Source organism: Lentibacillus halodurans (assembly GCF_900112045.1).
GTDB classification, from domain to species: Bacteria; Bacillota; Bacilli; order Bacillales; family Amphibacillaceae; genus Lentibacillus; species Lentibacillus halodurans.
The window spans coordinates 240,916-267,288 of sequence record NZ_FOJW01000004.1 but is presented as its reverse complement, the minus strand read 5'-3'; the positions used below and the strand labels follow the sequence as shown (position 1 = coordinate 267,288).

Below are 26,373 nucleotides of genomic sequence, written 5' to 3'. Positions count from 1 at the left end.
CTTTTTCGTATAGTTTGGCTTTTGCCCTGTTAATTTATCCTTGGCATATTTCGTTTTATGTGAGGCATTTTATGGACAGAGGTGTTTGATATGAAATTAATGAAGCCGATTCCCAGCAGTGATTTTCCTGACAGCAAGGATTGGGTGTACGAGGTAAAATATGATGGATTCCGATGTGTATTGCTTTGGGAAAAAGATTCGGTCCGGTTAGTCAGCGGAAATGATACTGATTTGAGCGGAAATTTCCCGGAGATCATTGAGACATGTACAGAACAGCAATCGCTCGTTGAGAATGAGTTACCCCTCAAAATAGACGGGGAATTGGTCGTCCAGAATAATGCTTATCAGGCGAATTTTTCTTTGATTCAAAAACGCGGGCGCTTGAAAAAAAACGAGATCATTGAAGAGATGGCAGCAGCGCGACCGGCAAGCTTCATGGCATTTGATTTGCTGATGAGTGAGGGCACTGCAATGGCTGAACAAACATTTGATCAACGAAAAACAAAGCTTGCTGATATTTTTGATGGCAGGGATAAACTGGGGCAGCATCTTTATTATGTTGGCTATTCAAAAGATCCGAACGCACTGTGGCAGGACATTTTTAATCATAAAGGAGAAGGAATGGTTGCCAAACGCAGCAGCAGTATATATCAGCCCGGCAAAAAACATCATGACTGGTTTAAAATCAAAAACTGGCGGACAATTAAAGGGTTCCTGACATTTTATGACCCGAAGAATGATTATTTTACTGTCTGTGTTTACCGGGATGGTGAGGTTACAGAAGTCGGCAAATGCAAGCACGGGCTTGATGAAGAGGCGTTTACTGCTTTGAGAGATTTGTTTCTATCGAAGGGGACGAAAGAAGAAGACGGGTACCATCTCCCACCGGCCATTTGTGCTGAAATACATACACTTGATTTGTTGGGTGCTGAGCTGCGTGAACCTGAATTCAACCGGTTACTTACGGATCAGGCAGCTGACGATTGTACATGGGAAAAACTGAAATTGGATCTTGCAATGCTGCCAGAAATTGTTGAACCTTCGAATACGGATAAAATGTTTTGGCCGTCAACGGGGCTGACAAAGGGGGATCTGCTCGTTTACATGAGAGCAATTGCGCCATACATGCTCCCTTTCCTAAACGAGCGACTGCTCACCATTATCCGCTGTCCGGACGGTGTTGATGGAGAGTCATTTTTCCAGAAACATTTGCCGGATTATGCGCCTGATTTTATCAAAGGGATCAAGCAGAATGGAGAAATGCATTTTGTCTGCAATCATCTAAATTCTCTCATCTGGTTTGCCAATCACGGGACGGTGGAGTACCATATTCCCTTTCAGACGGTTGACCGTGAAAACCCGTCTGAAATTGTTTTTGATCTGGATCCTCCTGACAGAGAGGCATTTTCGCTTGCGGTGAAGGCAGCGGGATTTCTTAAGCAAATACTGGATGATCTTAAGCTTGTGTCGTTTGTCAAAACATCCGGCGGAAAAGGGCTTCAGGTACACATTCCCATACCGGATGAAAGCATGACCTACGAGGAAACAGGTGTGTTCACACAAGCCATTGCCCGGACGCTGGAAAAGGGATATCCAGATTTGTTTACGACGGAACGGTTTAAAAAAAAGCGCGGTGATCGCCTGTATATCGATTACTTACAGCATGGGAAAGATAAAACACTGGTTGCACCCTATTCACCAAGAAAGCGCGAGGATGCAACCGTTGCTGCGCCATTGTTTTGGGATGAAGTTGGCAGGGAGCTGACTCCGAATGCGTTTACGATTAATAATGTAGTTAAGCGTATCCAAACAGACGGATGTCCTTTTGCCAGGTATTTTGAAACGGGTGAAAAACAAGTGATGGATGCCGTCTTGGCAATGATTCGAAAATAAGGATTTTCGTCAAGAGCCCAAAATCACCCTACTGGAGTTCAATCCTCGCACGTTTTAATGCCGTTCTCGCTCGAGTTGGAATTTTGCACCTTCTTAAACTCGGCTCAAAACCTCACTATAAAAAGCCGCCCCCAAATCTGGAGCGGCTGTTTTCATTAAACGGCTGTTTCCTGTTCAATTGCCGTTTTATCATTATATGTTTTCAGATTCAGCTTTTTCATGATCCGCGCTGTCAGAGTGCCTGAAAGCATCGCGTCATTTACGTTCAATGCTGTACGACCCATATCAATTAACGCTTCAATCGAAATCAGAAGACCGGCCAGAGCAACAGGCAGCCCCATTGATGAGAGCACGATCAATGCTGCAAATGTTGCACCGCCGCCGACACCTGCTACACCAAACGAGCTGATACCAATAATCAGAACCAATTGAATGATGAACTCTGGTGTAAATGGATTAATTCCAACTGAAGGTGCAATCATGACGGCGAGCATCGCAGGGTAAATTCCCGCACAGCCGTTTTGTCCGATGGTGGCACCAAATGACGCTGACATATTGGCAATTCCCTGATCAACACCAAGCGAATTTTTTTGCGCATGTATATTTAACGGAATTGTTCCGGCACTTGAGCGTGATGTAAATGCAAAACTTAATACCGGCAACACTTTTTTCAAATACGTCATTGGGTTCAAGCCAAATACCCCAACCAGTACAAGATGGATAATGAACATAACAATCAGAGCTGCATAGGATGCGATTACAAATTTACCAAGCTCAACAATGCCTGCTATATCCGTGTTTGCAACGGTTGTTGCCATCAACGCCATGATGCCGAATGGTGTCAGACGCAGAATTAATGTCACAATCCGCATCACGACTGCGAATATTGCATTAACACCTTTCGTAAATAACGCTGCCTCATCCGGTTTTTTTCGACGCAGACCCAAAACAGCAATCCCAACGATCATCGAAAAGATAACAATCGCAATGACCGACGTCGGACGATCCTGTGTCATATCCTGAAAAATATTTGATGGAATGAAACTCAGAATCTGTTCAGGCGTCGTCATATCCTCTACGTCTCCGAGCTGTGTTTCCAACGCTGAACCACGCTCCTGCTCTTCCTGGCCAACTTCAATTTCACTTGCATCCAAATTAAATACCGCTGCACTGCTGATACCAACAAGCGCTGCTACCATAGCAGTCGATACCAGGATTCCGATAATCCAGCCGGACATCTTCCCAAGGTCAGACGACTTCTCAAGATTAATAATCGACTGGATGATGGATATCATGACTAGTGGTATAACAATCATCATCAACAGCCGGATATAGCCGCTCCCCACAATGTCATACCATGCAGTCGTTTGTTCCAAGACCTCTGAGCCAGTACCGTATATGGCCTGAAGAATGGCCCCAAGCACGATTCCAATCCCAAGCCCCGTAAACACACGCTTACTGAACGAATAATGCTTTTGCTGCATGCGGATTAACAGACCGATCAGAACGACAAGAACGGCCACATTCAATATAATATAGAATGTATCCACGATTCCCTCCCCCTTCTGTATATTCGTTTAGTTTATGCAGCAGTTATCAGGTTGCCACACGCTGCTAAACGTTTTTATTTTCCGGAAAAATTAAAGTAATATAATTCCGATAAAATTAGTTTGCTTTAATAATATACAGGGACACGTAAAAATGTGTCAACTAAAAGATTTGCTTTACTGCTTTGACTATTTTATTTGCGGCCATCTCCCCAAATGGTACAATATATGGAAAGGAATCATATGAAAGGAAATGTATTCACATGCAGGACATTTATTATGTGAAGGACCTGGAACAGCTGAAAGTGTTAAGCGATCCCCTTAGAGTCAAAATTCTATGGGAACTGGATCAAGGTGCCCAAACCGGAAAAATGCTGTCCATCAAGCTTAATCTACCCGCCTCTAAAATGCGATATCATCTGACCGCCCTGGAAAAGGCCGGGCTCGCTGAAATCGAACGCACAGAAGTAATCAATGGCATTGTGCAAAAATTTTACCGCCCGATTGCCAAAGAAATTTCACTTGAGAAAGTTTCACCACTCATTAACAAACATGACAATCCGCTCAAAGGCAATGCACTGAAAGAAAACGCACTTGAAAGCTTAAAGCGAACACAAAACTTGTTAAACAATCAGTACAAGGATATCCTCAATACAGACGAGCTGATTCAGCACTTTATTTCGGTGTGTTTAAGTGCAGATGACTTTAAAATCGTGAAAGAAAAACTGACCGAACTGGCTTTATTTATGAAGGAGCACGAGCAAAAGACAGATACCGCTAAATTGTATCACGTTAACATAACTGGATTCCCGACCAATGAAAAATAATGTGAACCCTGATTAGTAGAATGTTTAGGTGATTTTTTACGGGAGTTACGAAGGACATCGCAAATGTAGCCGGTGGACACACGGGACATGAAAGCTTTGGCAGCGTTGCATCGCACAACAACTTACACGCCAAATAGAAAGAACAAAATTCTCAATCTGCTATTTTACCTGCTAAACTATATATCACTCTCCGGCATAAAAAGCCGACTGGTTTTTATTAAACTCAGTCGGCTATACAAGAAAATTTTTTCTATGTTGTCCAGGCCATTCTACGTGTTACGGATTTACACCCTCTGCCTTATTCGCCTGACTTGCATGTAATTTTTTCATTGCAAATCTTGATGCTGGCTGTGCAATCAACGTTTCAACCCAAAATGCAATGAAAAAGTTACGTGGCCAGTCATAAAAGAACGTTTGAATCGGCTTCAAGCTAATTTCCTTCATGCCAATCCAAGATCCAATGACCGTCAGCAAAATCGACAAGATGGTTACGCTAAACAATATATTGAATAATACTCTTGCATTAAATCCATCCTTAGGCTCAACAAACTTTGCTGTCAATTTATCAACTATCGGGTTTGCAACAAGCGTCACCAATAAAATGACACATACCCATATATACGGAATTACTTGTAATGTATCAAAATAAATTTCTTTTTTAAATCCAAATTCAAACCCCATGATCAGAGGCGCTATAATGTTTACTGAGATTACTGAAATGATGGCTAAAAATAGAGCAAACTCTTTTCCGTTCAAAGGCAGTCTTGTTTCTCCTTGCATATTCGTTTGTCATCTCCATAAATAATATTTCAGATGGCAGACGTAGTTGTGAAACAAATGCTTTGATAAAGCTGTAAAATACACCAAGTTAAGAATTTTCACGCTATCGCTACACACTGATTGAATTATCCTATCATGTTTTTCAAATAAATATCAAGCTATTTTTACTCAAATTTGCTTGTTACCTGCGTCGTTTCGTTGAATAACCAATAGAAAACTTCCCTGATTATACTACACAATGATACCGAAAATTATAATGATAGTAAAATAGCAGAAATGAGTTCTATTATTTGCACCTCAATAGAGAACGTCTTACTTTTTCAAGGACATCTTGTTATGATCTACCAGACAATTAACCTGTTTTGATCCCACGTTACATCCATCGTCTAGCCACTAACACGCCGAGACGCTTCCATGTAATAAGCTTTCCTTGAAGCGCTCATCACCATCACTAACAGAACAAGACTAATGATAAACGTTAAAAGTGAGGCGCTGATGATGGTGTACCTGAGCGGGATGATTTCACCCGTAAACCCGATTAAAAGAATAAAAACAATCTGGAACGCACTTTGCAATGTACCCAAAATACCATATATCCTCCCGATCATGTTTCCTGGAACGTTATTTTGGAAGAACGTCATAAATCCGGAATTAGAAAATGAATTAAAGAAACCGATCATGACGAATCCTGCAGCAACTGACCAAAATGAAAAGGAAAAGCCATAGATAAGATAACCAATGGCGATAAAAAGAAACCCCATTCCAATCAAAAACCTTAACGTAAGCTTTTTGGAAAGAACAGATAAAATGAAGGCACCTGTTATCGAACCAACCCCCGTAATACTCATCAGCAGCCCATAGTCACTTTCAGACAGACCAAGCGTCTCCTGGATAAATACAACTTCCTGTGCGTCCATACCCATGGAAATGACCATCAGGGCGTAAACCAAGATTACAATCCTTATGATGTAAGGGAAACTTCGGCTAAATTGATAAACAGCCTTCCAATCATTTTTAAAGGTGTCCCATTTAAATGCAGAAGTCCGCTCGGATGTATAATTGGGCAGGGATAACATGATCAATGCCGAAATGAGAAATGATCCCGTCGTCAGCCAGATCGTGACATTTGCCGAACTTATAACGAGAAGTGCGCCCCCAATGGAAGGCCCGACAATAAAGGCACTTGACATGACAAGACTGGCATATGAATTATAGGCCTTTCGATCCTCTCTTGGGATCAGTTTTGTGATATATGTGACCGAGGCAGGATCAAAGAAAGCCTTTCCTACCGACAAGAGAAATAGGCATCCATAGATAATCGAAATGGAAGAAACAAATGGAATGATTGCCATAAAAAAGGCTCTGATCATAATGGTATAAATCATGATCTTCTTTTGATCAAGACGGTCAATCAAAGTGCCAGACCAAAATTTGGTCAGTAAAGACGCGAGTGGTCCCATAATCCAAAGACCTGCAACAGCTACCGGTGAATTCGTCAACTGCAGTATCAGGACATTAATCGCCACCAAGTAAATAAAATCGCCAAGACGTGAAATACCAATTCCTGATATAAGCAGCAAAGGCATTTTCCATTTCGTCATGAATGCTTTCCGGGACTGTTGCAATTCAAGCATCTCTCCTCATTTGTGATATGAAACTATTTCATCGTAAAAATCGAATTAATTTATTTAAACGTATTAATTTATTAATATGATTATATGATGATACCGGAGAAATTGCAACATTAAATGAATTTCTAATCAGCGGGACTTTTACGAATAGGACATGCTCATGTGGCATTGAAAAGGACCTCCCATTACCGATTATTGGGTATTTACCTTAAAACGCTTCAATAAAGCTATCCTGTTAAACATCATAAAAAAGCTCGGAGAATCTTTTCCCCAAGCTCATCTAATATCTGCCTGCAATTCCATCTCCACATTGCCTTTGACAGCACGGGAGATCATGCAGCTTGATTCGGCCTTTTCCACAAGTTTATGCAGTTTCTGATAGTCCTTTTCGTCAGCACCATTCTTCAATGCCACATATGGTTTATGGATGATTTTTTTATAGGTGATGACGCCATTTGTGACGTCAACAACCCCTTCCGATTCGAGTGCCATCTCCTTCAGCGGGAGCTCGGTCCGTTCAATCATGGCTGCCAATGTTATCAAATAACATGTTGCGGCAGCACCCAGCAGCATTTCATCCGGATTCGTTCCAATGCCTGGACCGTCCATTTCAGGTGGTATCGAGATCTTTGTCCGTAAATTTCCTGCATCAATAGACCCGGTACTGTTTCTTCCGCCCGGCCAATCCGCTTTTAAATGAAAATGATGTTGTCCCACTTAATCACCTCAAGTAGAAAATCTCTGCATTCACATCCCCTGCAAGCAAATACCATTTATAAGTTCTAATCCTGCAATTGCTCACAGTCGATTCATTCCAGTACCAAGGATAACACTGATCATACCGACAATCCATTCAGCGCTTTCCAGACATGCAGATTTCCGAAAAGAATAGCAGCGACACCAGATAAGCCTGGGATTACGGTGGCACTGTCATGGCATATGACCGCTAAAGTTCACAAACCTTTTGATGATGTTCACAAGTAAATCGAAAAAATTTAAAGCAGACCGCTAAATTCATAACGCCATTCTCACATTTTACTAAAAAATCCCGCCTGCCGCTGAATTTCCAATGCAGCAGGATTTTGTCTACTGCGTGTCCAATATTTCCTTCAGCACCCTGGCCTGATTGTGTTGTTCATCTTTTGCTGAAAACAACAATGTCAGCTGTTTGTTATGTTTTCTAGTCAAGTCTTTTAATTTTTGCAGCGCTTCTTGCTGCTGGCCTTTTTCAAGTTCCGCTTTATATTTTTGTTTAAACACATCATATCTATCGGGATCATGCCCGAACCATTTTCGCAAATCGGTGGAAGGGCCAAGTTCCTTAAGCCAATAATCCAGTTGCGCATCGTCCTTTGAAATGCCCCTTGGCCAAACACGATCAACCAAAACCCGTATGCCGTCTTTTTGTTCCGTTTGATCATAGATCCGCTTTATATTCACAGCCATCTTTTCACCTTCTTTAAATCACGCACATTCTTAAACAGTTTTCCACCTTTTTACGAATTCCCATGCTGTGGCGTTTTTTCAGCAACCTTACCAGAAGCAAACCAGCCAATGACTGCAATTGCCACCAATACGATATAGAATATGAGCTTCCATGTCGTTGAATGAGGGAAAGCATGTGGAATCAAGCTAATCTCGTCATGTGCCAATACAATTAATGAAAGCTTAACACCAACCCAGCCGACAATGGCGAATGCTGCGATCTCAAGACCTGGCCGCTTATTCAATAATTCCACAAAAATGTTGGCTGCAAACCGCATAATAATTAGACCAATCATACCCCCAGCAAATACAACAGCAAATTGACCGCCATCAAGACTGCCAATTGCCGGCAAATCAGTCGGTGGCAATGCAACCGCCAGTGCGACTGCGGCCAAAATAGAATCAACAGCAAATGCCAGATCAGCAAACTCCACTTTTACAACGGTCATCCAGAAACCGCTCCCAGTTTTCTCCTGCTCCACTTTCTCTTCTGTGCCTTCTTCTTTGTTTGACAATTTGTCATATAAATTTTTTCCCGATATGCCTAACAGATATAGTGCACCAAGCGCTTGTATCTGCCACACGTCAACCAAAAATGAAATAATAAACAGTGAACCAAACCGTAGTATGAACGCCCCTGCCAATCCATAAAACAATGCTCTTTTACGCTGTTTTTCCGGAAGGTGTTTTACCATGATCGCAAGCACCAATGCATTATCGGCAGCCAGCAGACCTTCCAGACCAATCAATATAACCAACACCCATAAATATTCAACCAATAATTGTATTTCCACAATCATCTCTCCTTCAATTAAAAATGGCCCCACCAGCAGGTAAAGACCATACAAAAGACCCTTACCTTAAGTGGTAAAGGTCTCGCTAACAACATTTGTTGCCAATTAAGCCGGAGATTATCCATCTCGAAATGACGACTTGAATTGTGCAGCTACTCCCCTTCAGGAATGAAACGTATATTTTGTCCTGTAAAATCGACCGTAAACTTCCCTGTTCCAAAATGTGTTCAAGTGGAACATAATAGTCATTATACTTATTAAACCGTTCATGTCGTAAAATGTCAACCATTTATATTCTGGCCATACGTTGTTTGACACCTACAATATCCTCTCGGGAAAATCTGCGCAGCAGTTACACATGATGTATAATTTTTTCCATGTGTGCTTTTAAATCCGCTAAACGGCTTATGCCTGCTTCCTCATTGGCTTCACACACACCAAAATAACATTTGATTTTCGGCTCTGTACCTGACGGGCGCAAGCATACCCAGCTTTCGTAATCCAGCATATACTTCACCACATTTTCCTTTGGCAGCTCAATCGGTTCTGTCCGGCCAGTCTCGATCACCTTCCGCTCACTCAAGAGATAATCCTCAACATACTGCACCTGTAATCCACCAATCTCCATTAAGGGCTCTTTCCGGATAGTTTCCATAATCGAGGCTATCATTTCCGAACCCTCTTTTCCTTTTAACGTCAGTGACATCATATCTTCCAGGTAATAGCCATGTGTTTTATAAAGCTGTTGCAATGCATCAAAAAGTGTCTTTCCTTGTTTTTTCCAATAATCGGCCATTTCACTGGCTAATACTGCTGACTGGACAGCATCCTTATCACGGGTGAAGTCGCTGATCAAATATCCATAGCTTTCCTCATAACCAAAAATAAACGTTTCTCCGGTTGCATCAAATTTCCGGATCTTTTCGCCGATATATTTGAAACCTGTTAATGTATTAATCGTTTTCACGCCATAGTTATCAGCAATTTTCCTTCCCAATTCGGACGTAACGATGGTTTTTAACATCCGGGCGTTCCCCAGTAAAGCGGGGTCACTGTGCGAGAGTATATAGTCCAGCATTAACGCTCCCAGCTGATTGCCGGTCAGCACCGTGTAACTGCCGGATGGATCCTTAGCAGCAATTCCCAAGCGGTCCGCATCAGGGTCTGTGCCAATTAGAATATCCGCATCTGTCTGTTCACCCTGTTTAATCGCCTTGGTAAATGCCTGGTGCTCTTCTGGATTTGGTGACTCTACCGTGGAAAAATCCGGATCTGCAACGGTCTGTTCTGCCACGACATTTACCTGATGAAAGTTCAGCTGTTTCAAACCTTTCAACACTAAATCATGTGCGGTTCCATGGAGCGGCGTAAACACAATCTGCAAATCTTTATCGTCGTTTTGCGCCTCAGGATCCAGTTTCGTAATTCCCTCCAGCTGCTCCAGATAAGCATTGTCTATTTCCTGCCCGACCCATGTAAGCAAGTCCTGTTCTTCCATTTCCTCTTGTGTAAGATACGGTACGGTTAATTCATCCTCTGTCCCGTTGATATAGCCAATAATCTCACTTGCTTCATCGGGAGTTATTTGTCCGCCATCTTCATTATATACTTTAAAGCCATTGTATTGCGGCGGATTGTGACTGGCTGTTATCATAACACCGGCAACTGTTCCTAGATATCGTACGGCAAACGAAAGTAGTGGTGTTGGGTGCAATGTATCAAAAACATATGGTTTAATACCATGCGCACCAAGCACCTTTGCCGTTTCAATTGCAAATTCTTTGGACATATACCTGGAATCATATGATACAACAACACCACGGTCATAAACATTCACACAATGAATCTTTAAGTACTCAGCAAGACCATTTACCGCCTTCCTGACCGTATATATATTCATCCGGTTAATCCCAGGGCCGAGCACACCACGCATGCCCCCGGTTCCAAAGGTCAATTCCGTATAAAAAGCATCCTCCAGCATTTCCTGATGACCTTCCATATTTTCCAATTCCTGTTTTAACGCCGGATTAAGACTTTCATAGGAACGCCATTTTTCATAAACTGTTTCCCAATCACTCATTACGACCTCACCCTTCTGCATAACCATCTTTTGATGGAATTCTATCATACTTTTTTCCCGTATTCTATGTTTCTATGTTTATGTGATGGTCATTAAGTGAAAAATAAAAATACACTTTCTATTAAACACCGAAACAGGTAAAATAGATAATAGCGACCTTAACTAGGAAAGATGTGATCACATTGATGCAAAAACGCTGGTTCCAAACATTGATCGTCCTTATTCTTGTATTCCTGTTAATTTTACTGGTATCGGCTGCCGATTTTATTTTTGATCCAATCTTTAAATATGTAGGTGCCGTGGCTTTTCCTGTAATTGGTGCCGGCGTGCTTTTTTATTTAACAAGACCGCTGATGCATTTGCTGGAAAAACTAAAACTACATCGGATACTGGCCATAATGGGTGTGTTTTTAATTTTATTAATAGCCTTGTTTCTCATTTCCAGATATATTGTGCCAATTCTGGAAAACCAATTTACAAACCTGGTTAACAACATACCAAATATGGTTTCAGCTGTACAGGACATTATTGCTTACTGGGAATCCAATCAAAATTTGATTCCGTCTGAGATAAATGAGACCATTAATCAGCTTACATCAAACCTGCAAACCTATATCGAATCTGCTATGTCCTTTATTTTCGGGTTTATAGGTGAATTTATCAGCACCTTGTTTGCCATCGTACTGATTCCATTTTTCCTGTTTTTCTTGTTAAAAGACGGGGAAAAATTTGTTCCGTTTATTACACAGTTTTTTGAAAAAAAGAAAGCAGACAATATCCGTTCGCTGCTTTATAAAATCGATGATACCTTAACATCCTATATTCAGGGGCAGCTGATTGTCGCTCTTTGTATCGGTTTTCTGTTATACATTGGTTATACGATTATCAGCTTAAACTATGCCATGACACTGGCTATATTCGGCATGATTATTTGTGTGATTCCGTTTATTGGTCCTTATATTGCCGTCACACCAGCTATTATAGTGGGATTCTTTCAGGATCCGCTGATGCCGGTATGGGTCGCCATCGTTATGATTGTTGCCCAGCAGATTGAAGGCAACCTGGTATCACCAAATGTAATGGGCAAAGCGTTGCATCTGCACCCATTAACGGTCATCACGATTGTCCTGGCTGCCGGCAGCATTGCAGGGCTTCTTGGCATGCTGTTTGCCATTCCGATCTACGCTGTCGTCAAAACGATTATCAGCCATTTTTACGAAACCTATCAGGATGCTCAGAAAGATGAAGAAGATGCCTTGATCTGACCATGTCAATCTTGTAAATAAAGAATAAGCAGTGATGGTCTTATCCTTCACTGTTTTTTTGGACGCAATTTATATACAATCGACGACCCTACCTTGTCATAACCGATTTTTTTATAGATGCTGTTTGAGGAAGGGTTTGCTGCATCCGTGTATAAACTGCAAAATTTGTTCCCGTCCTGAAGCAGCTTTTCGCTCAGCCGTGCAACAGCAGCCGTTGCGTAGCCATTCCGTTTATATTCATCTGGTGTAAAAACAGCGTTAATGGTTGTCCCGTTTTTTGTTCTCCTTGACTGGTTAACCATTGAAACAGGTTTGTTATCAACTTTCCACAGGTAGATTGAGCGTTTGTCAACAAATGATTGGGCCAACAAGTCTGCATGTTCTGCTGATATTTGTTCATTGGCTTCCATACCAAATTGGATCAGCCAATTTTTCACCAGCTGATGGTCATTACGGGCAGCTTCGGTTAAATAACCTGCTGTCACAGGTATTGGATTCACCCGGTTCAGCTGATAAATGAACTGTTCCATATGTACGATTGTTTCCATATCACCTAAAGACGCCAGCTCATTGATGAACACTTTCGCTTTGTCAGGCGGTCCGATTACCCCCGATATATCAACTCCGCTTTTGTAAATGAAACGTGCCACCTGTTGTAATGTATCAGCGTCTATCGTATCAACGTCAGCAAGAATCCAATTATTTGGCGGAGTCTGCATAAACGCATAAACAGCCGTGTCATATACTTCAGCAACACCCAGGTAATAGCCTTTTTCTTTTTCAAAATCATCATGTTGCAGGCGATTAAGAATTCCGAGCATTAAATTATTGCATGCTTCTTTTTTCAGCAGCATGGGTTCAACCAGTTGTTGATAATCATGAATGGACGTTTCAAATCGCATGTACATATCAAAAGCTCCCCTTTTCTTTACATCATCATAACGCATTTCCTTGTTTTGTAAAGGTCACTTCAGCTAAACTATTGGATGGGAGTGATATTCATGACAAAAGAGCAAATTGAAGCGGAAATGGCAGAGCTGAAATCGGATTATGTGCGAATTCAGGGTGATGTGGAGAAGGCGACTTCATTTGGTGTCAATACTTCAGCAGGGGAAAAAAAGCTCATTGAAATCGAAGAACGCCTGGCTGAACTAAACAAAAAATTGGATGAGCTGAAATAATTAAAGCCAGGGTTGCCATCATAGGTACCCTGGTTTTTGTATGATATTAGATCTCATACAGATATTTCCACTCTTCTGTCGATATTCCAGCTCTTCTGCAGATACCTCCACTCTTCTGTCAATATTTCCAATACCGGCCACAGAATCCGGCAAGAAACTCACTCATTGATAAACTCGGCATTCACCTTGTTTGAGCAAATACCGATGTTTTTTGTATAAAGTCAATCATCATTAATTATTCTCTGCTGTTAAAAAGAAGACTGCCCTTGATCCGGACAGTCCTCACCCAATTACTTATTTTTTTCCATTTCCATTATTGCCATTATTACTGCGCTGGTTCTCAAGACGTTTCATAATTTTCTCTTTTTCTTTGACCGGCGGTGTCAGACTAACAACAGTATCTCCTGGTTCCGGGGTTACCCGCAATTCTTCCGAGTAATACCTCATCCTGCCTGATGGTTTCATGATATAGAGCAGTACCGTATTTTCATCTTTCTCATTTAAGTACTGTTTATAAGTGTATTGATTGGTAATGGCGGTCTGCCTGAATACATAATGTTCTCTCGTCTTCTGATTTAACTCATCCAGGGACAAATCCTGCCTGAATAAAATCCTTCCACCAACCTTATTGACAATATCACCCATTCCATTAAGGTCATGACGGTACGGGCTCACTTTGAATACATTTGTCCTGCCATACTCAGGCATGAATGTGGTACACACAAGTGCATTATATGAATTAAACTCAGTGGCAGCGATCAAGTACTCGTAGGGAATCGTATCTAGCTGATATTCCGTTTGCTCTGACAGCATTTGCCCATGGTAAAATGGAATACCTGCTTCACGGGCTTTACGCAATCGTTCCCAGGACGAATCAACGATAATGACCGGCGCTCTCGCCTTTTGCAGTGACCTAGCGAGGTTGACCGTAAAATTGTTGCTGCCGACAATCAACGTGCCGGGTCTGCCTTCCTTGGAAAGATGCAGTTTTTTAGCAAGCCAGCCAATCGAAAATCCATGGGCGACAACGGTTGTAAACACTAAGGCAAATGTAATGGTCGTAATCAGCGTCGCATCCGCATAGCCTGCTGAACTCAGTATCGAAGCAAAATAGCTGGAAACGGTTAATGCAACAATTCCTCTTGGCGCAATCCACCCCAAAAGTGCCTTTTCGTTAAACGACAAGTCCGTTCCAATTGTGGACAGGAAAATAGACAAGGGACGAACAACAAACATCATTAACAATACATACCCCATTATATTCGGGTCAAATACTTGCAGCAGTGTATCCACCTGCAGGGAAGCCGTCAGCATAATAAATATGGCAGAAATTAACAGCATCGAAATGTTTTCCTTAAAATGGCGCATATCTTCAACGGAGCTGATTCCCATATTGGCAAGGGTCATACCCATTGCAGTTACAGCAAGCAGGCCCGTTTCATGTACAACCTCATCTGCAAGCGTAAAGCAGGCAATGACTACAATAAACACGGCAGGCGATTTCAGATATTCTGGAAGATAACCAGTCTCGAACATAAAGCCGATACCACGGCCGCATGCCCACCCCAAAATAGCAGCAAAAACGGAAGCCGCAAAGAATATGAGCAGCGCCGAACCGTCCGGATTATTTGCCGTCAAAAACGTGATGATTTCAAAAGCAAAAACCGCAAGCAGTGCACCAATCGGATCAACAATAATCCCTTCCCACTTGAGGACTTTTGCAGGTCGTGGCTTTAATTTTGATTGACGAAGCAGCGGCAAAATAACAGTGGGTCCTGTTACGATGAACAATCCCCCGATAACAAACGCGGCGGCCCAGTTCAGACCTGCAATGTAATGAGCTGCCACCGATCCCAAAATCCAAGCTAGAAATGCCCCTATCGTGGAAATCCGAAAAACTGGACGTCCAAGACCGCGAATTTCCTTAAAACTTAAATTCAGACTGCCCTCAAAAAGAATGATTGCAACTGCAACGGATATAATAGGAGTATATAAATCACCAAAGTCTTCCTCAGGATTCATAAGCCCCAGTATTGGACCTGCCAGCAACCCTGTAATGGACATAATAACAATAGCCGGCATCCTGTAACGCCAGGCCACCCACTGGGAACCTATTCCTAAAAGACCGATTAACATCACTTCAAACAAAAGAGATGGAACCATATCTGTCCCCCCTTAAATCTTATATTTTCCAAAAGAGCCCATATTATCAAGTGAAATTTCCATCACTGCGTTTTCGGCACACAGAACAAGAAAATCTCAGGCAGCGTTATACCGAACGAAGCAAAACTTAATTTCGTTTCAATCGCATCACCGAATTACAGGACTCATGTGACAGGAAAGGGAATATCACGGAAGTAAAACACGAACGAAAAAGAATTGCTTTTTGAACATGTTCAGCTAAGCCTTGCAGCTACTCACCAATTCTCTTTCCCTTTGAATGCAAAGATATTACTGCCTGTTAAAGTGAGATAAAGTCATTTTAAATGGGGGGAAAGTGAATGTAAACAATTTAGTTTTGAAAAAAATTTAACCTTTTTACAAATCGTTAAAAAAACGCCATCATTGTCCTGTATAACTGCATTGACAAGTCTTCACCCGCCTTGTTAGACTATTTTTGTTTTGCGGTATTTTTAAACATTTTAAAATTATTTTTCTGACTTTTTGATGTTTTGCGTAATTTATAACGGAATTGAAAGGAACGAAACCTATGAAAAAAGATATCGTCACCATCGGATTTATGTTGTTCGCATTATTTTTTGGTGCGGGCAATCTGATCTACCCGCCGGCGCTGGGAATCGAATCCGGTTCGTCCTATTGGGCAGCCATCGCGGGATTCGTTATGACGGGCGTCGGGCTGCCAATACTTGCTATTGCCGCCGTATCCTTTGTCAAAAACGACGCCAGAGAGCTGGCTGATCAAGTGCATCCTCTGTTCGGCCTGATTTTTACGTCATTAGTATATCTGGCGATCGGTCCGTTTTTTGGTATTCCACGTGCTGCTGCCGTAGCGTTTGAGATGGCGATCGAACCGTTTACCAGTGCGGCTGCTTTGCTGTTATTCCTATTTACAACCATCTTTTTCGTGCTGGTCTATTTCGTCAGCCTGAACCCGTCCAAAATTGTCGATCGAATCGGTCAGTTTTTAACACCCGTTTTGCTGATGGCCATTGTCATACTTTGCATCGGTGGTTTCCTGCTGTTGGACGGTGCAACGGAGGAACCTGGGGGAAACTACATGACAGCGCCATTTTTTACTGGGTTTGTTGAAGGTTATTTGACCATGGATGCGATTGCCTCACTCGCCTTTGGTATTATTGTTATCAACGCATTTAAAGATCGCGGTGTTTCAACGCACCAAAAGCTTGTGAAATCAACACTGAAGGCAGGATTGGTTACGGGAATCGGTCTTACAGCAGTTTATACTTCCATAGGCTGGATTGGTACAAAGATGGCTGATGTGGGCAGTTTTTCCAATGGCGGGGGGATTCTGTCAGCTGCGGCCGATGCGATATTTGGAAGTTCCGGTGCGGTCATACTGGGTGTCATTATAGCGCTCGCATGCTTCACCACATCTGTCGGACTGGTCGTTGCATGTGGGCAGTTTTTCCATAAAATTACCGGGATATCATATCATTGGATCATTGCCCTGGTTACGATTGCCAGTTACCTGATCGCCAACCAGGGATTAAATACAATTGTCAGTGTATCTGTTCCAGTGTTAACTTTCATTTACCCAATTGCGATTGTGCTGATTATACTGACCTTTCTGCACAGAGTGTTTGGTGGGTCGCGACTGGTCTATCGGGGTGCTATCCTGATGACGGCTGCTGTTGCCCTGTATGATGGACTGGCGGAGTTCGGGATTGACATGCCAGCCGTCACATCCGTCATGGAACATTTACCCTTTTTCTCAATTGGACTGGGATGGCTTGTCCCGGCAATTGTTGGCGGCCTCGCAGGTTATTTTCTAAAAGGACGGCCGGCAGCATCTTATTCCCGTTAAAGAGCTGAGATTCTCGGCTCTTTTTTTATAGGATGAGAAACGGTAGGGAAGTTACCGATTTCACCAATATATCTCTAAGTTTGGACTCTTGAAAATGAGCTTCAGCCAAGTTTTTCTTCTGGTTGGTACCGCAAATGTTATGTTAAGATAATGAAAGATTAAAGGGGAATCGGAACTATGATAGAACAAGCTGAACACATCCTGCAAACCTATTTTGGATATGATACATTCCGGGCCGGTCAAAAACAAACAATTGACAACATTAAGGATAAGCATAACACACTGGCAGTAATGCCAACGGGCGGGGGAAAGTCATTATGCTATCAAATTCCGGGCATGGCACTGAACGGAACTGCCATCATCATTTCACCGCTCATTTCACTCATGAAAGATCAGGTGGATTCACTGCAGGCGTTGGGAATCCCAGCCACATACATAAACAGTGCATTGACAGCGGGTGAACAACAATCACGCCTTGAAGAGATTGAAGCGGGCAGCTATAAATTTGTTTATGTCGCACCGGAGCGTTTTGAGTCATCTTTATTCGTTTCAGTCATGAAGCGGATTCAAATTGCGCTGGTGGCGTTTGATGAAGCACACTGTATTTCCCAGTGGGGTCATGACTTCAGGCCAAGCTACCGCTCCATCATCCCCAATCTGAGAGAGCTCCCGGATATCCCGGTCATCGTTGCTCTTACAGCAACAGCCACCACTGAAGTCATGACCGATATCCAATCACTGTTACATATCGAAAATGACTATATTGTTAAGACGGGCTTTGAACGGGAAAACTTATCATTTCATGTAGTAAAAGGAAAAGATAAATCTACCTACATCCGCTCGTTTATGAGCGAACATAAAGATGAATCAGGCATTATTTATACAGCAACGAGGAAACAGGCTGATACACTGTATGAACAACTAACAAAACGTGGTCTCCCTGTTGCTAAATACCATGCCGGACTTACTGAAGATGAACGCAAACAGGCCCAGGCGTCATTCATCCATGACGAGAAGACCGTTATGATTGCCACGAACGCATTTGGCATGGGTATCGATAAAAGCAATGTACGGTTTATTATTCATTATGCCATGCCGATGACGATTGAGGCGTATTATCAGGAAGCAGGCAGAGCTGGCCGTGACGGTGAGCATAGTGATTGCATCCTGCTGTTTTCCCCGCAGGATGTCCAGCTGCAAAAATTTCTAATTGAACAATCACTGATGAATGATGAGGCAAAACAACACGAATACCGGAAACTGCAGGCCATGATCAACTATTGCCATACCCATGGCTGCCTGACGTCCTATATTCTTGACTATTTTAATGACCCGTATAATAGTCAGGAGATATGCGGACGCTGCAGCAACTGCCAGCATCTGCAGGAACGTGTTGACATAACCGAAGAGGCGCAAATGATTCTGTCCTGTGTCAAACGAATGGGCGAACGATTTGGCGTTAGCATGACCGCAAAAGTGCTGAAAGGATCGAAGGATAATCGATTACGTAACTTTCGGCTGCACACTATTTCCACCTATGGCATCCTATCTGCTTATACGGAAAAGGAAATCACCGAACGCATTCAATTTTTAATTGCTGAACAACTGCTGGCAACACAAGATGGTAAGTTCCCAACACTAAAGCTAAACCAAAACTCAGTCGAGGTGCTGAAAGGCAAGCAGACTGTCTGGATGTACACGTCGCCGATTCCTGCCAATGAAACAACAGATTACCAGGAAAGTTTATTTGCTTCATTGCGGGAACTGCGGAAAAAGAAAGCGGATGAACAAGGCGTGCCTCCATATGTTCTGTTTTCAGATGCGACGTTAAAAGAATTCAGCCGTTATTTTCCGGAGACGGAAGAAGACATGCTGGCTATAAAAGGTGTTGGCGAAAAGAAATACGAACAATACGGTGAGGCTTTTCTTGCAGTTGTGCGGGAATGGCGCACTAACAATCCAGATGCTGCCAGACCGGTTAAAATAGCTGGTGGCACGGCTGCTCCTAAAAATGAAAAACAAGCCGATGAACGTCCAAGCCACGTCGTCAGTTATACGATGTTTCAGTCCGGAAAGTCGATTAAAGATATTGCACTCATGCGTGAGCTGACACCGCAAACCATTGAGGATCATCTTTTCAAAGCATTTAAAGATGGATACCCGATTGCATGGAAAATATTTTTTAACCAGGATGAAGAGGCAACTATTTTAGCTGCACGGGATAAATTAGATGAACCCAAGCTCAAACCGTTGAAAGCATCACTGCCGGATGGCTATGATTATACGACGATTAAAGCTGTTTTGGTGAAGAATGGGTTGATGTGATTTGAAATATAGGCTGGGACATAACTAAAGTAAGGGACTTAAAAGACGACCAATACTCCGTTTTAGCGGAGGAAATATACGTAGACTCCAGCGAGAAAAGGCATAAGTGAGACCCCGCATTGCGAATGCACGCGGAGGCTCACCAGCCGCCCTCGAAAGCGACGAGCGAAACATCCACCGAGTACAGCGAGCTGCGAGGAGTACTGCTTCTCCGAAATCTCATTCAACACGACGAGCACCAAGTAGATTTCCGCAGCCGGGTATACCTTGCTTTGTTAATTCGAATTTTTGTTTTATAGACGTTCTTTTGTCCCAGCCTCTTGTTATGTTTAATACTGAAAAATACCCACTCATGTAAATAACGTTTGCCATTATAAAGGCAATACTGGTCAGTCTTTCAAAATGGATTTTGTTTCTTCGGGGCAGGTGTCGAATGTTTCAGCTCAGCCATCATTCCCTTTCACATTCAATGCCCATGTGCCTTTGCGGAATACAGGTTCTGTTGTGCCATCTTCCAGGACGCCGTCAATGTCCAGCTTTTCCGATCCGATCATAAAATCGACATGAGTCAAACTATCATTGACCCCATGCTGGTCAAGTGTTTCATCATCCATATTCGCCCCGCCTTCAAGATTGGTTGGGTATGCTTTACCCAAGGCGATGTGGCAGGATGCATTTTCGTCATAAAGTGTATTGTAGAAAATCAGCCCTGACTGGGATACCGGTGATTCATGCGGAACAAGTGCGACCTCACCCAGATGGCGTGCGCCTTCATCTGTGTTCAGCAGATGTTTCAGTGTCTCTTCACCCTGCTCAGCTTGATAATCAACCACATTGCCATCTTTAAATATCAGGCTGAATTGATCAATCAAACTACCGCCATAATTGAGCGGCTTTGTACTGGAAACAGTTCCGTTCACACCATATTTATGCGGTAAGGAGAAAACCTCCTCTGTCGGTATATTCGGATTGAATGTTGTGCCTTGTTCTGAAACCGCTGAACCGCCTTTCCAGATATGACCGTCCGGAAGCTCAATTTCGAGATCGGTACCCGGTGCTTTAAACACAAGTTTTTTATACTTCTTCCGATTTAAAATTTCACGGGCTGTTTCCAATGTTTTGTTGTGTTCTTCCCATGCTGCCATCGGGGCCTCCTGATCAACACGAACGATGTTGACAATGGCATCCCACAGGCGTTCAACCGCGTCCTCTCTTGATTTATCCGGGAAAATTTTCTGTGCCCAGTCACCGGTCGGAATTGATATGATCGACCAGGTGATCCGGTCATTCATCGTATATTGGCGGAAATTTTTCATCGCTTGTGCTGCTGCTTTATTCGCCATCGCGACCCGGGATGAATCAATATCCTTTAACAAATCCGGATTTGTTGACCGGATTGACAGGACAGCAGCTCCGTCTTCCGCATACATATCATGAAGCTTAACTTTCCATTCCGGATACGTTCCAATAACGTCATCTGGCGCATTTTCATATTTCAATAAGGTCAATTCATCATCTGTCCAATTGATATGTACGTCCTTTGCTCCCATTTCATATGCTTTCCGGGCAACGATTCTGGTAAAATCCGCTCCTTCAATTGGCGCATTGATCATGAGCGCCTGATTGTTTTGCAGATTGACACCTGTCCGCAACGCCAGTTCAGCGTATTTTTCCTTCGTTTTTTGATCTGCCATACGGTTACCTCCAAATAGTTGATTGTACCTGCTATTATTTCATAAATGAAAAAAATCACCAAATCATATAACATAATCGCTAGCACAATTGGATTTTACCCAAAAGCCGCTGTGTGTTAAGATTGTATCAAGTTACTTTTCGTAATCATATGACCATTTATCAGAGAGAGGTGATCTTGATGACTGAGTTATGTCCGCGTTTTGAAGGTGCAATGGAAATTATCAGCAAACGCTGGGTTGGTTTGATATTGTTTGAGCTGCTTGACGGCGCCAAACGTTTTTCCGAAATGGAATCAGATTTGCCAATAAGTGGACGATTGCTCTCTGATCGACTGAAAATGCTAGAGAAAGAAGGCATTGTTGAACGCAATATATACTCCGAATTTCCAGTACGCATTGAGTATTCCTTGTCAAAGAAAGGAAAAGCCCTGAAGCCGGTTATTCAAGAAATTCAAAATTGGGCAAATGAATGGATGCCATTTGAAAATACAGAAAAAACAAATGCCAGATAACTGAACCTCCGGGAGAAACCTTTAACTGGATTTGAACCAACGAAACTGAGCCTGTTTAAGGGCTCTTTTCCTATGTTTTTTCTCTTCAGAACCCTTTAGCCAGTTTGCCGGGTCTTCAGCATTCGCTGCATAAATCCTATCCAGTGAAATGGCAGGTACTATCCCCCCACGTGAGTTTTCATAATACATTCGTGTCTGTGAAGCCATTTTGTCAATACTGCGTCATTGTGATCATTACACCTGACTCCAAGCTTGTTCCTTTTTGTAAGCGGGGCGATAGCAACCCACTGAATGAGATTTCACTTATATTACAAACTTTTTCCCGGGTGAAATGCAACAGGTTCTGCCCTGGTTCAGGCAGAATACATTCACCCCTGACGTTTATGGTTCCACGGATAATCGGTACCAAACGTTGTGGCTACTTCTTTGGAGTGTTCCCGGCGTTTTTTTCGCTGCTCTGCACGTTCGGGAGCCGATTCATGCAATTGCTTTTCCTGAGCTGAAACAGGATAAACCTGGGGAACAGGGGTCGGCTTCCCATTGTCATCGACAGCGACAAATGTCAAAAAGGCAGTCGAACACACTTTACGGCCGCCAGTCAGCAAATTCTCCGTTACTGCCTTGATAAATACTTCCATTGATGTATGGTGTGTCCATGTTACAAATGCCTCAACGCAGACGGAATCACCTTCTTTGACCGGTGCAAGAAAATCAACCGAATCCGTTGAAGCCGTTACAACCGGTTTTCTCGAGTGTCTGACAGCTGCAATCGCAGCGACATCATCAATATGTGCCATTAGCTTGCCTCCGAAGAGTGTCCCATGGTTATTCGTATCCGGGGGCAGTACATGCGATGTTTTAACAGCTAATGAATCTCTGCAAGGTTTCTTATCCATATCAGTTCCTCCGTTTCACAATTTTTGCTATTATTTTCCTCATTATTGCCTGCTTTACTACTAGAGTATAGGAGAGAGCAATCTTGAAATCGACTCTTTAAACCTTACACCCAATGAACGTTTACGATATAATTTTTTAGTCATCTGTGTTGAGTCTTTGATATCTTTACAAAAAGCATCCACTAATCTTTCCGACAATCCCTGGTCATACAGAAATGCATTCACTTCAAAATTCAGGCGAAAACTGCGTACATCAATGTTGGCTGTCCCAACAGAGGAAATTTTTCCATCGACAGTAATTGTTTTCGCATGCAGAAATCCTTTTTGATAAATATAGACTTCTGCCCCGGCATTCAGTAAGTCACCAATATACGACAGCGTTGCCCAATAGACAAATGGGTGGTCCGGCTTATTCGGGATCATGATTTTGACATCAATTCCCGACAGAGCAGCGATCCGCAATATATCCTGGAGACTATCGTCCGGAATAAAATATGGCGTCTGGATGTACACATATTTTTTAGCAGACATAATCATTTTAATATAGCCGTTTTTGATTTGCTCCCAGTCAGAATCCGGTCCGCTGGATACAATTTGCACCCCGACATCACCGCTTTTTTCATAAGCGTAATAACGCTCATCATACACAATATCGTGCCGTGATGCCTGATTCCAGTCCAAAATAAACCGGGTTTGCATATTGGCCACCGCATTGCCGCAAATACGTAAATGGGTATCACGCCAGTAACCGAATTTTTTATTATAGCCAAGATATTCGTCACCAATATTAAAGCCACCGATATAGCCTATTTTGCTGTCAATAATTGCCAATTTACGGTGATTGCGGTAATTGATTTTAAAATTGACTTTCGGGATCTTGGACGGAAAAAATGCTTCAATTTCAACACCGGCTTTTCGCATTCGGTGGAGAAATTTTTTACTGATTTTTCTTGACCCCATATCGTCATATAAAATTCGGACTTCGACACCCTGTTTCGCCTTTCTCATTAAAACATCCGCAGTTCGTTTACCGAGCTGGTCATGACGCAGAATATAATATAACAAGTGAATATGATCTGTCGCCTTCTCCATATCCTGTAAGAGTGCATCAAACTTTTCCTTGCCATCTGTGAAAATGTCCACACTGTTATCCTGCGTCAAAATCGCATCATCGTTACTCAGGTGCAAATAGTAGAGATCCTTGTATTCTGCCAAATCCTTATTTTTATATTGAAAGTTATCATGTTCAAGGGCGCGCAATTGTTCCTGTACTGCAAATTTAACCCCTAATTTGGATTTCGCATCCCAGGTGAAAATGCGTTCACCGCTGATCCGTCTTCCAAAAACCAAATATAATATGAATCCGGCAATCGGTATAAAAAGCAAGACCATCAGCCAGGCCCATGTTGCAGATGCATCTTTCCGCTCCAGAAAGATAATGGTTAATGCCAGTGCAATATTCAAAACAATAATGATACCTAAAAATATCGATGTAAATCCCACGAACAAAACCTCTCTTTACTCCAAATGCCGCTACGATTAATATAGCATAATTTTTCCATATACGTTAGTCTATGCATAAAGGGATCTTGAAAACCTCCTGATATTTTGGACTTAATACAGGTAAACATGCAAACAAATCATAGCGTTTATAGCATATGAAAGCAATGCCCGTTATATCAGAGAATAAAACACGCCTGTATCGAGAAACGATGTGTACAGACGTGTCTATTGGGTTTTGTCTTGGTAAATGTTCATTCCCGCTGGACTTCACGTGATGACATTTCAGACAGCGTTATAAAAGCGATCAAAACGTATGACGATGATACTGCAGTCAGTATACATGAGCCATAGGATAAACAACCGTGACATTGGTGAACAGAACGAAACGCTTGCTGCTTTGAGCGGTTCTATAGATGATAAGATGCGAACACCATACAGGATTACAGCTGGTCCAGCGCCTGTTCAAGATCCGCCCAGATATCATCCCATGCTTCAAGCCCTACTGATAATCGGATAAGCTGATCACTGATTCCCATTTCCTGCCTGGATACTTCCGGAACGACCGCATGTGTCATGGTTGCCGGGTGCTGAATGAGTGTTTCAGCATCACCGAGGCTGACAGCGATTTTAATAAAGTTCAGGTTATTCAGCATTTGCTGGGCATCTGGTTTTGTTCCATTGATTTCAAAAGAAATGATTCCACCGCCGCGTTTCATTTGCTTTTGCCGGATATGATAATCAGGATGACGTGAATCATCCGGATAAAAAACACGGGCTACTTTGGGATGGCTGCGCAATTTCCAATGAATTTTTTCCGCATTATGACAGTGGCGGTCAACCCGAATCGGTAAGGTTTTCAGTCCTCTGATCAAAAGCCACGCATCAAACGGGGACATAACGCCGCCCATATCTTTTTGTGTTGTCATTTGCACGTTATCCAAAAATTCCTTATTCCCGACAGCAACTCCGGCAATGACATCCCCATGCCCGCCGATGTATTTTGTCGCACTGTGAATGACCACATCACAGCCAATCTCAAGCGGACGCTGCAAATGCGGGGATGCAAATGTGTTATCGACCACGATAGGGATGTCACGTTCGTGCGCTACTTCAGCAACCATTTCCAGATCAATCAGCTTCATCGTCGGGTTGATTGGTGTTTCAACGTAAATACAGGCAGTTTCTGGCCTGATTAATGCGCGCAGTTCATCTTTTGTTCCCATCACCGAAAAGTCATGTGTAATATTGTATTTTTCTTTCATCATATTTAGTAAACCGAATGTACAGCCATATAAGCCTGAAGAACATAATATATGATCATTTGCTTTGGTCAAGGCCACCAGTATCGCTGAAACCGCCGCCATTCCGGATGCAAAAGCCAGTCCGCGCTCCCCTTTTTCCAAGGCAGCCATTTTTTCCTCCAGTACTGTGACGGTTGGATTACCCAGCCTCGAATACATATAGCCATTTTCCTCACCGGCAAACCGGCGCTCTCCCTGCTCTGCGGTTTCAAATGTAAAGGTAGATGTCTGAAACAGTGGTAGAGCAAGACTTCCCAGCATATCATCAGAGTCATAGCCATCATGAATAACCGACGTTTCAGACTGCTTATGATACTTCATCATTACAAAAGCCCCCTTCAAATGATTCTCTTAAACTTTTATACTACTATCTTATTGTATTTGACCGCTTTTTGAAAGCGTTTTCTATAAAATGATGATTCAGGCTGATTGCTTTTTTATAAAATTGATTCTAAAATTAGGATATTTACATCAATGAAGGTGGGTATTTGTTTTGAATTAGGGTTGATATCGTGCTTTTTTGGTGGGAGCTGCGCGATTCAGCCGCTGATCGTGCGATGTGGGCCGAGCGTGGGTGGATTTAAATACGGGGCTCGTTCTCTTCGGGGTGTGCTCGCTCGATTTGCTGACCAAAACCCATTAAATACACAGCA

Annotated in this window: 20 protein-coding genes; 7 read left to right on the top strand and 13 right to left on the bottom strand. The window is 42.6% G+C overall.

The window, feature by feature from the left end; translation table 11 throughout:
* Nucleotides 1-90: 90 nt before the first annotated feature.
* The gene (locus tag BM195_RS06970) at nt 91-1,893 is read left to right on the top strand and encodes a DNA ligase D (protein WP_090235684.1); all 1,803 of its coding nucleotides are present in this window, start codon (nt 91-93) and stop codon (nt 1,891-1,893) included.
* Between the two features lie 155 nt (nt 1,894-2,048).
* On the opposite strand, the gene BM195_RS06965 is transcribed toward BM195_RS06970, so the two are convergent.
* Complete coding sequence (locus BM195_RS06965; protein ID WP_090235678.1) at nt 2,049-3,443, bottom strand: L-cystine transporter; 1,395 nt, start codon at nt 3,441-3,443, stop codon at nt 2,049-2,051.
* Nucleotides 3,444-3,703: 260 nt separating this feature from the next.
* Here BM195_RS06965 and BM195_RS06960 point away from each other — a divergent pair, with 260 nt between their 5' ends.
* On the top strand, nt 3,704-4,267 hold the full coding sequence (locus tag BM195_RS06960) for a winged helix-turn-helix domain-containing protein (protein WP_090235674.1): 564 nt from the start codon (nt 3,704-3,706) through the stop codon (nt 4,265-4,267).
* 276 nt (nt 4,268-4,543) lie between these two features.
* Here BM195_RS06960 and BM195_RS06955 read toward each other — a convergent pair whose 3' ends face one another.
* The 6 genes from BM195_RS06955 to BM195_RS06930 form a co-directional block, all read right to left on the bottom strand.
* Nucleotides 4,544-5,047, bottom strand: a complete 504-nt coding sequence (locus tag BM195_RS06955) for a hypothetical protein (protein WP_090235671.1) — start codon at nt 5,045-5,047, stop codon at nt 4,544-4,546.
* Nucleotides 5,048-5,433: 386 nt separating this feature from the next.
* Nucleotides 5,434-6,672, bottom strand: a complete 1,239-nt coding sequence (locus BM195_RS06950) for an MFS transporter (RefSeq protein ID WP_244535688.1) — start codon at nt 6,670-6,672, stop codon at nt 5,434-5,436.
* A 282-nt stretch (nt 6,673-6,954) separates the two neighbouring features.
* Nucleotides 6,955-7,395 carry an OsmC family protein gene (locus BM195_RS06945; RefSeq protein WP_090235669.1) on the bottom strand — a complete coding sequence of 147 codons (441 nt, stop codon included), beginning with the start codon at nt 7,393-7,395 and terminating at the stop codon, nt 6,955-6,957.
* Nucleotides 7,396-7,764: 369 nt separating this feature from the next.
* Nucleotides 7,765-8,124 carry a DUF488 domain-containing protein gene (locus BM195_RS06940; RefSeq protein WP_090235667.1) on the bottom strand — a complete coding sequence of 120 codons (360 nt, stop codon included), beginning with the start codon at nt 8,122-8,124 and terminating at the stop codon, nt 7,765-7,767.
* Nucleotides 8,125-8,174: 50 nt separating this feature from the next.
* A complete protein-coding gene (locus BM195_RS06935) occupies nt 8,175-8,951 on the bottom strand; it encodes a TerC family protein (protein ID WP_425283897.1) in 777 nt (258 codons plus the stop codon).
* A 358-nt stretch (nt 8,952-9,309) separates the two neighbouring features.
* On the bottom strand, nt 9,310-11,037 hold the full coding sequence (locus tag BM195_RS06930; protein ID WP_090235665.1) for a phospho-sugar mutase: 1,728 nt from the start codon (nt 11,035-11,037) through the stop codon (nt 9,310-9,312).
* 185 nt (nt 11,038-11,222) lie between these two features.
* Here BM195_RS06930 and BM195_RS06925 point away from each other — a divergent pair, with 185 nt between their 5' ends.
* Entirely contained in the window at nt 11,223-12,302 is a 1,080-nt protein-coding gene (locus BM195_RS06925; RefSeq protein ID WP_342028019.1) for an AI-2E family transporter, read from the top strand.
* Between the two features lie 47 nt (nt 12,303-12,349).
* Here BM195_RS06925 and BM195_RS06920 read toward each other — a convergent pair whose 3' ends face one another.
* Nucleotides 12,350-13,210 carry a GNAT family N-acetyltransferase gene (locus BM195_RS06920; protein ID WP_170848177.1) on the bottom strand — a complete coding sequence of 287 codons (861 nt, stop codon included), beginning with the start codon at nt 13,208-13,210 and terminating at the stop codon, nt 12,350-12,352.
* A 93-nt stretch (nt 13,211-13,303) separates the two neighbouring features.
* Here BM195_RS06920 and BM195_RS06915 point away from each other — a divergent pair, with 93 nt between their 5' ends.
* On the top strand, nt 13,304-13,483 hold the full coding sequence (locus tag BM195_RS06915; RefSeq protein ID WP_090235659.1) for an SE1832 family protein: 180 nt from the start codon (nt 13,304-13,306) through the stop codon (nt 13,481-13,483).
* A gap of 294 nt (nt 13,484-13,777) precedes the next feature.
* Here the strand turns inward: BM195_RS06915 and BM195_RS06910 are convergent, their stop codons facing one another.
* Nucleotides 13,778-15,646, bottom strand: coding sequence for a cation:proton antiporter (locus BM195_RS06910; RefSeq protein ID WP_090235657.1), 1,869 nt, complete (start codon nt 15,644-15,646; stop codon nt 13,778-13,780).
* 547 nt (nt 15,647-16,193) lie between these two features.
* On the opposite strand from BM195_RS06910, the gene brnQ reads away from it, so the two are divergent.
* Together brnQ and recQ are read left to right on the top strand one after the other, a co-directional pair.
* Nucleotides 16,194-17,489 (top strand): branched-chain amino acid transport system II carrier protein, encoded by a 1,296-nt coding sequence (gene brnQ / locus BM195_RS06905; RefSeq protein WP_090235652.1) that lies wholly within the window; start codon nt 16,194-16,196, stop codon nt 17,487-17,489.
* Between the two features lie 177 nt (nt 17,490-17,666).
* Nucleotides 17,667-19,814, top strand: a complete 2,148-nt coding sequence (gene recQ / locus BM195_RS06900; RefSeq protein WP_090235646.1) for a DNA helicase RecQ — start codon at nt 17,667-17,669, stop codon at nt 19,812-19,814.
* Nucleotides 19,815-20,257: 443 nt separating this feature from the next.
* Here the strand turns inward: recQ and BM195_RS06895 are convergent, their stop codons facing one another.
* A complete protein-coding gene (locus BM195_RS06895) occupies nt 20,258-21,508 on the bottom strand; it encodes an aminopeptidase (protein ID WP_090235643.1) in 1,251 nt (416 codons plus the stop codon).
* A 179-nt stretch (nt 21,509-21,687) separates the two neighbouring features.
* Between BM195_RS06895 and BM195_RS06890 the strand changes: the two genes are divergently transcribed.
* Nucleotides 21,688-22,020, top strand: a complete 333-nt coding sequence (locus BM195_RS06890) for a winged helix-turn-helix transcriptional regulator (RefSeq protein ID WP_090235639.1) — start codon at nt 21,688-21,690, stop codon at nt 22,018-22,020.
* A gap of 368 nt (nt 22,021-22,388) precedes the next feature.
* Here BM195_RS06890 and BM195_RS06880 read toward each other — a convergent pair whose 3' ends face one another.
* From BM195_RS06880 to megL, 3 genes are all read right to left on the bottom strand, one after another.
* A complete protein-coding gene (locus BM195_RS06880) occupies nt 22,389-22,916 on the bottom strand; it encodes an acyl-CoA thioesterase (protein ID WP_090235630.1) in 528 nt (175 codons plus the stop codon).
* Nucleotides 22,917-22,976: 60 nt separating this feature from the next.
* Nucleotides 22,977-24,419, bottom strand: coding sequence for a cardiolipin synthase (cls, locus tag BM195_RS06875; protein WP_090235626.1), 1,443 nt, complete (start codon nt 24,417-24,419; stop codon nt 22,977-22,979).
* 440 nt (nt 24,420-24,859) lie between these two features.
* Entirely contained in the window at nt 24,860-26,044 is a 1,185-nt protein-coding gene (gene megL, locus BM195_RS06870) for a methionine gamma-lyase (protein ID WP_090235622.1), read from the bottom strand.
* Nucleotides 26,045-26,373 lie beyond the last annotated feature (329 nt).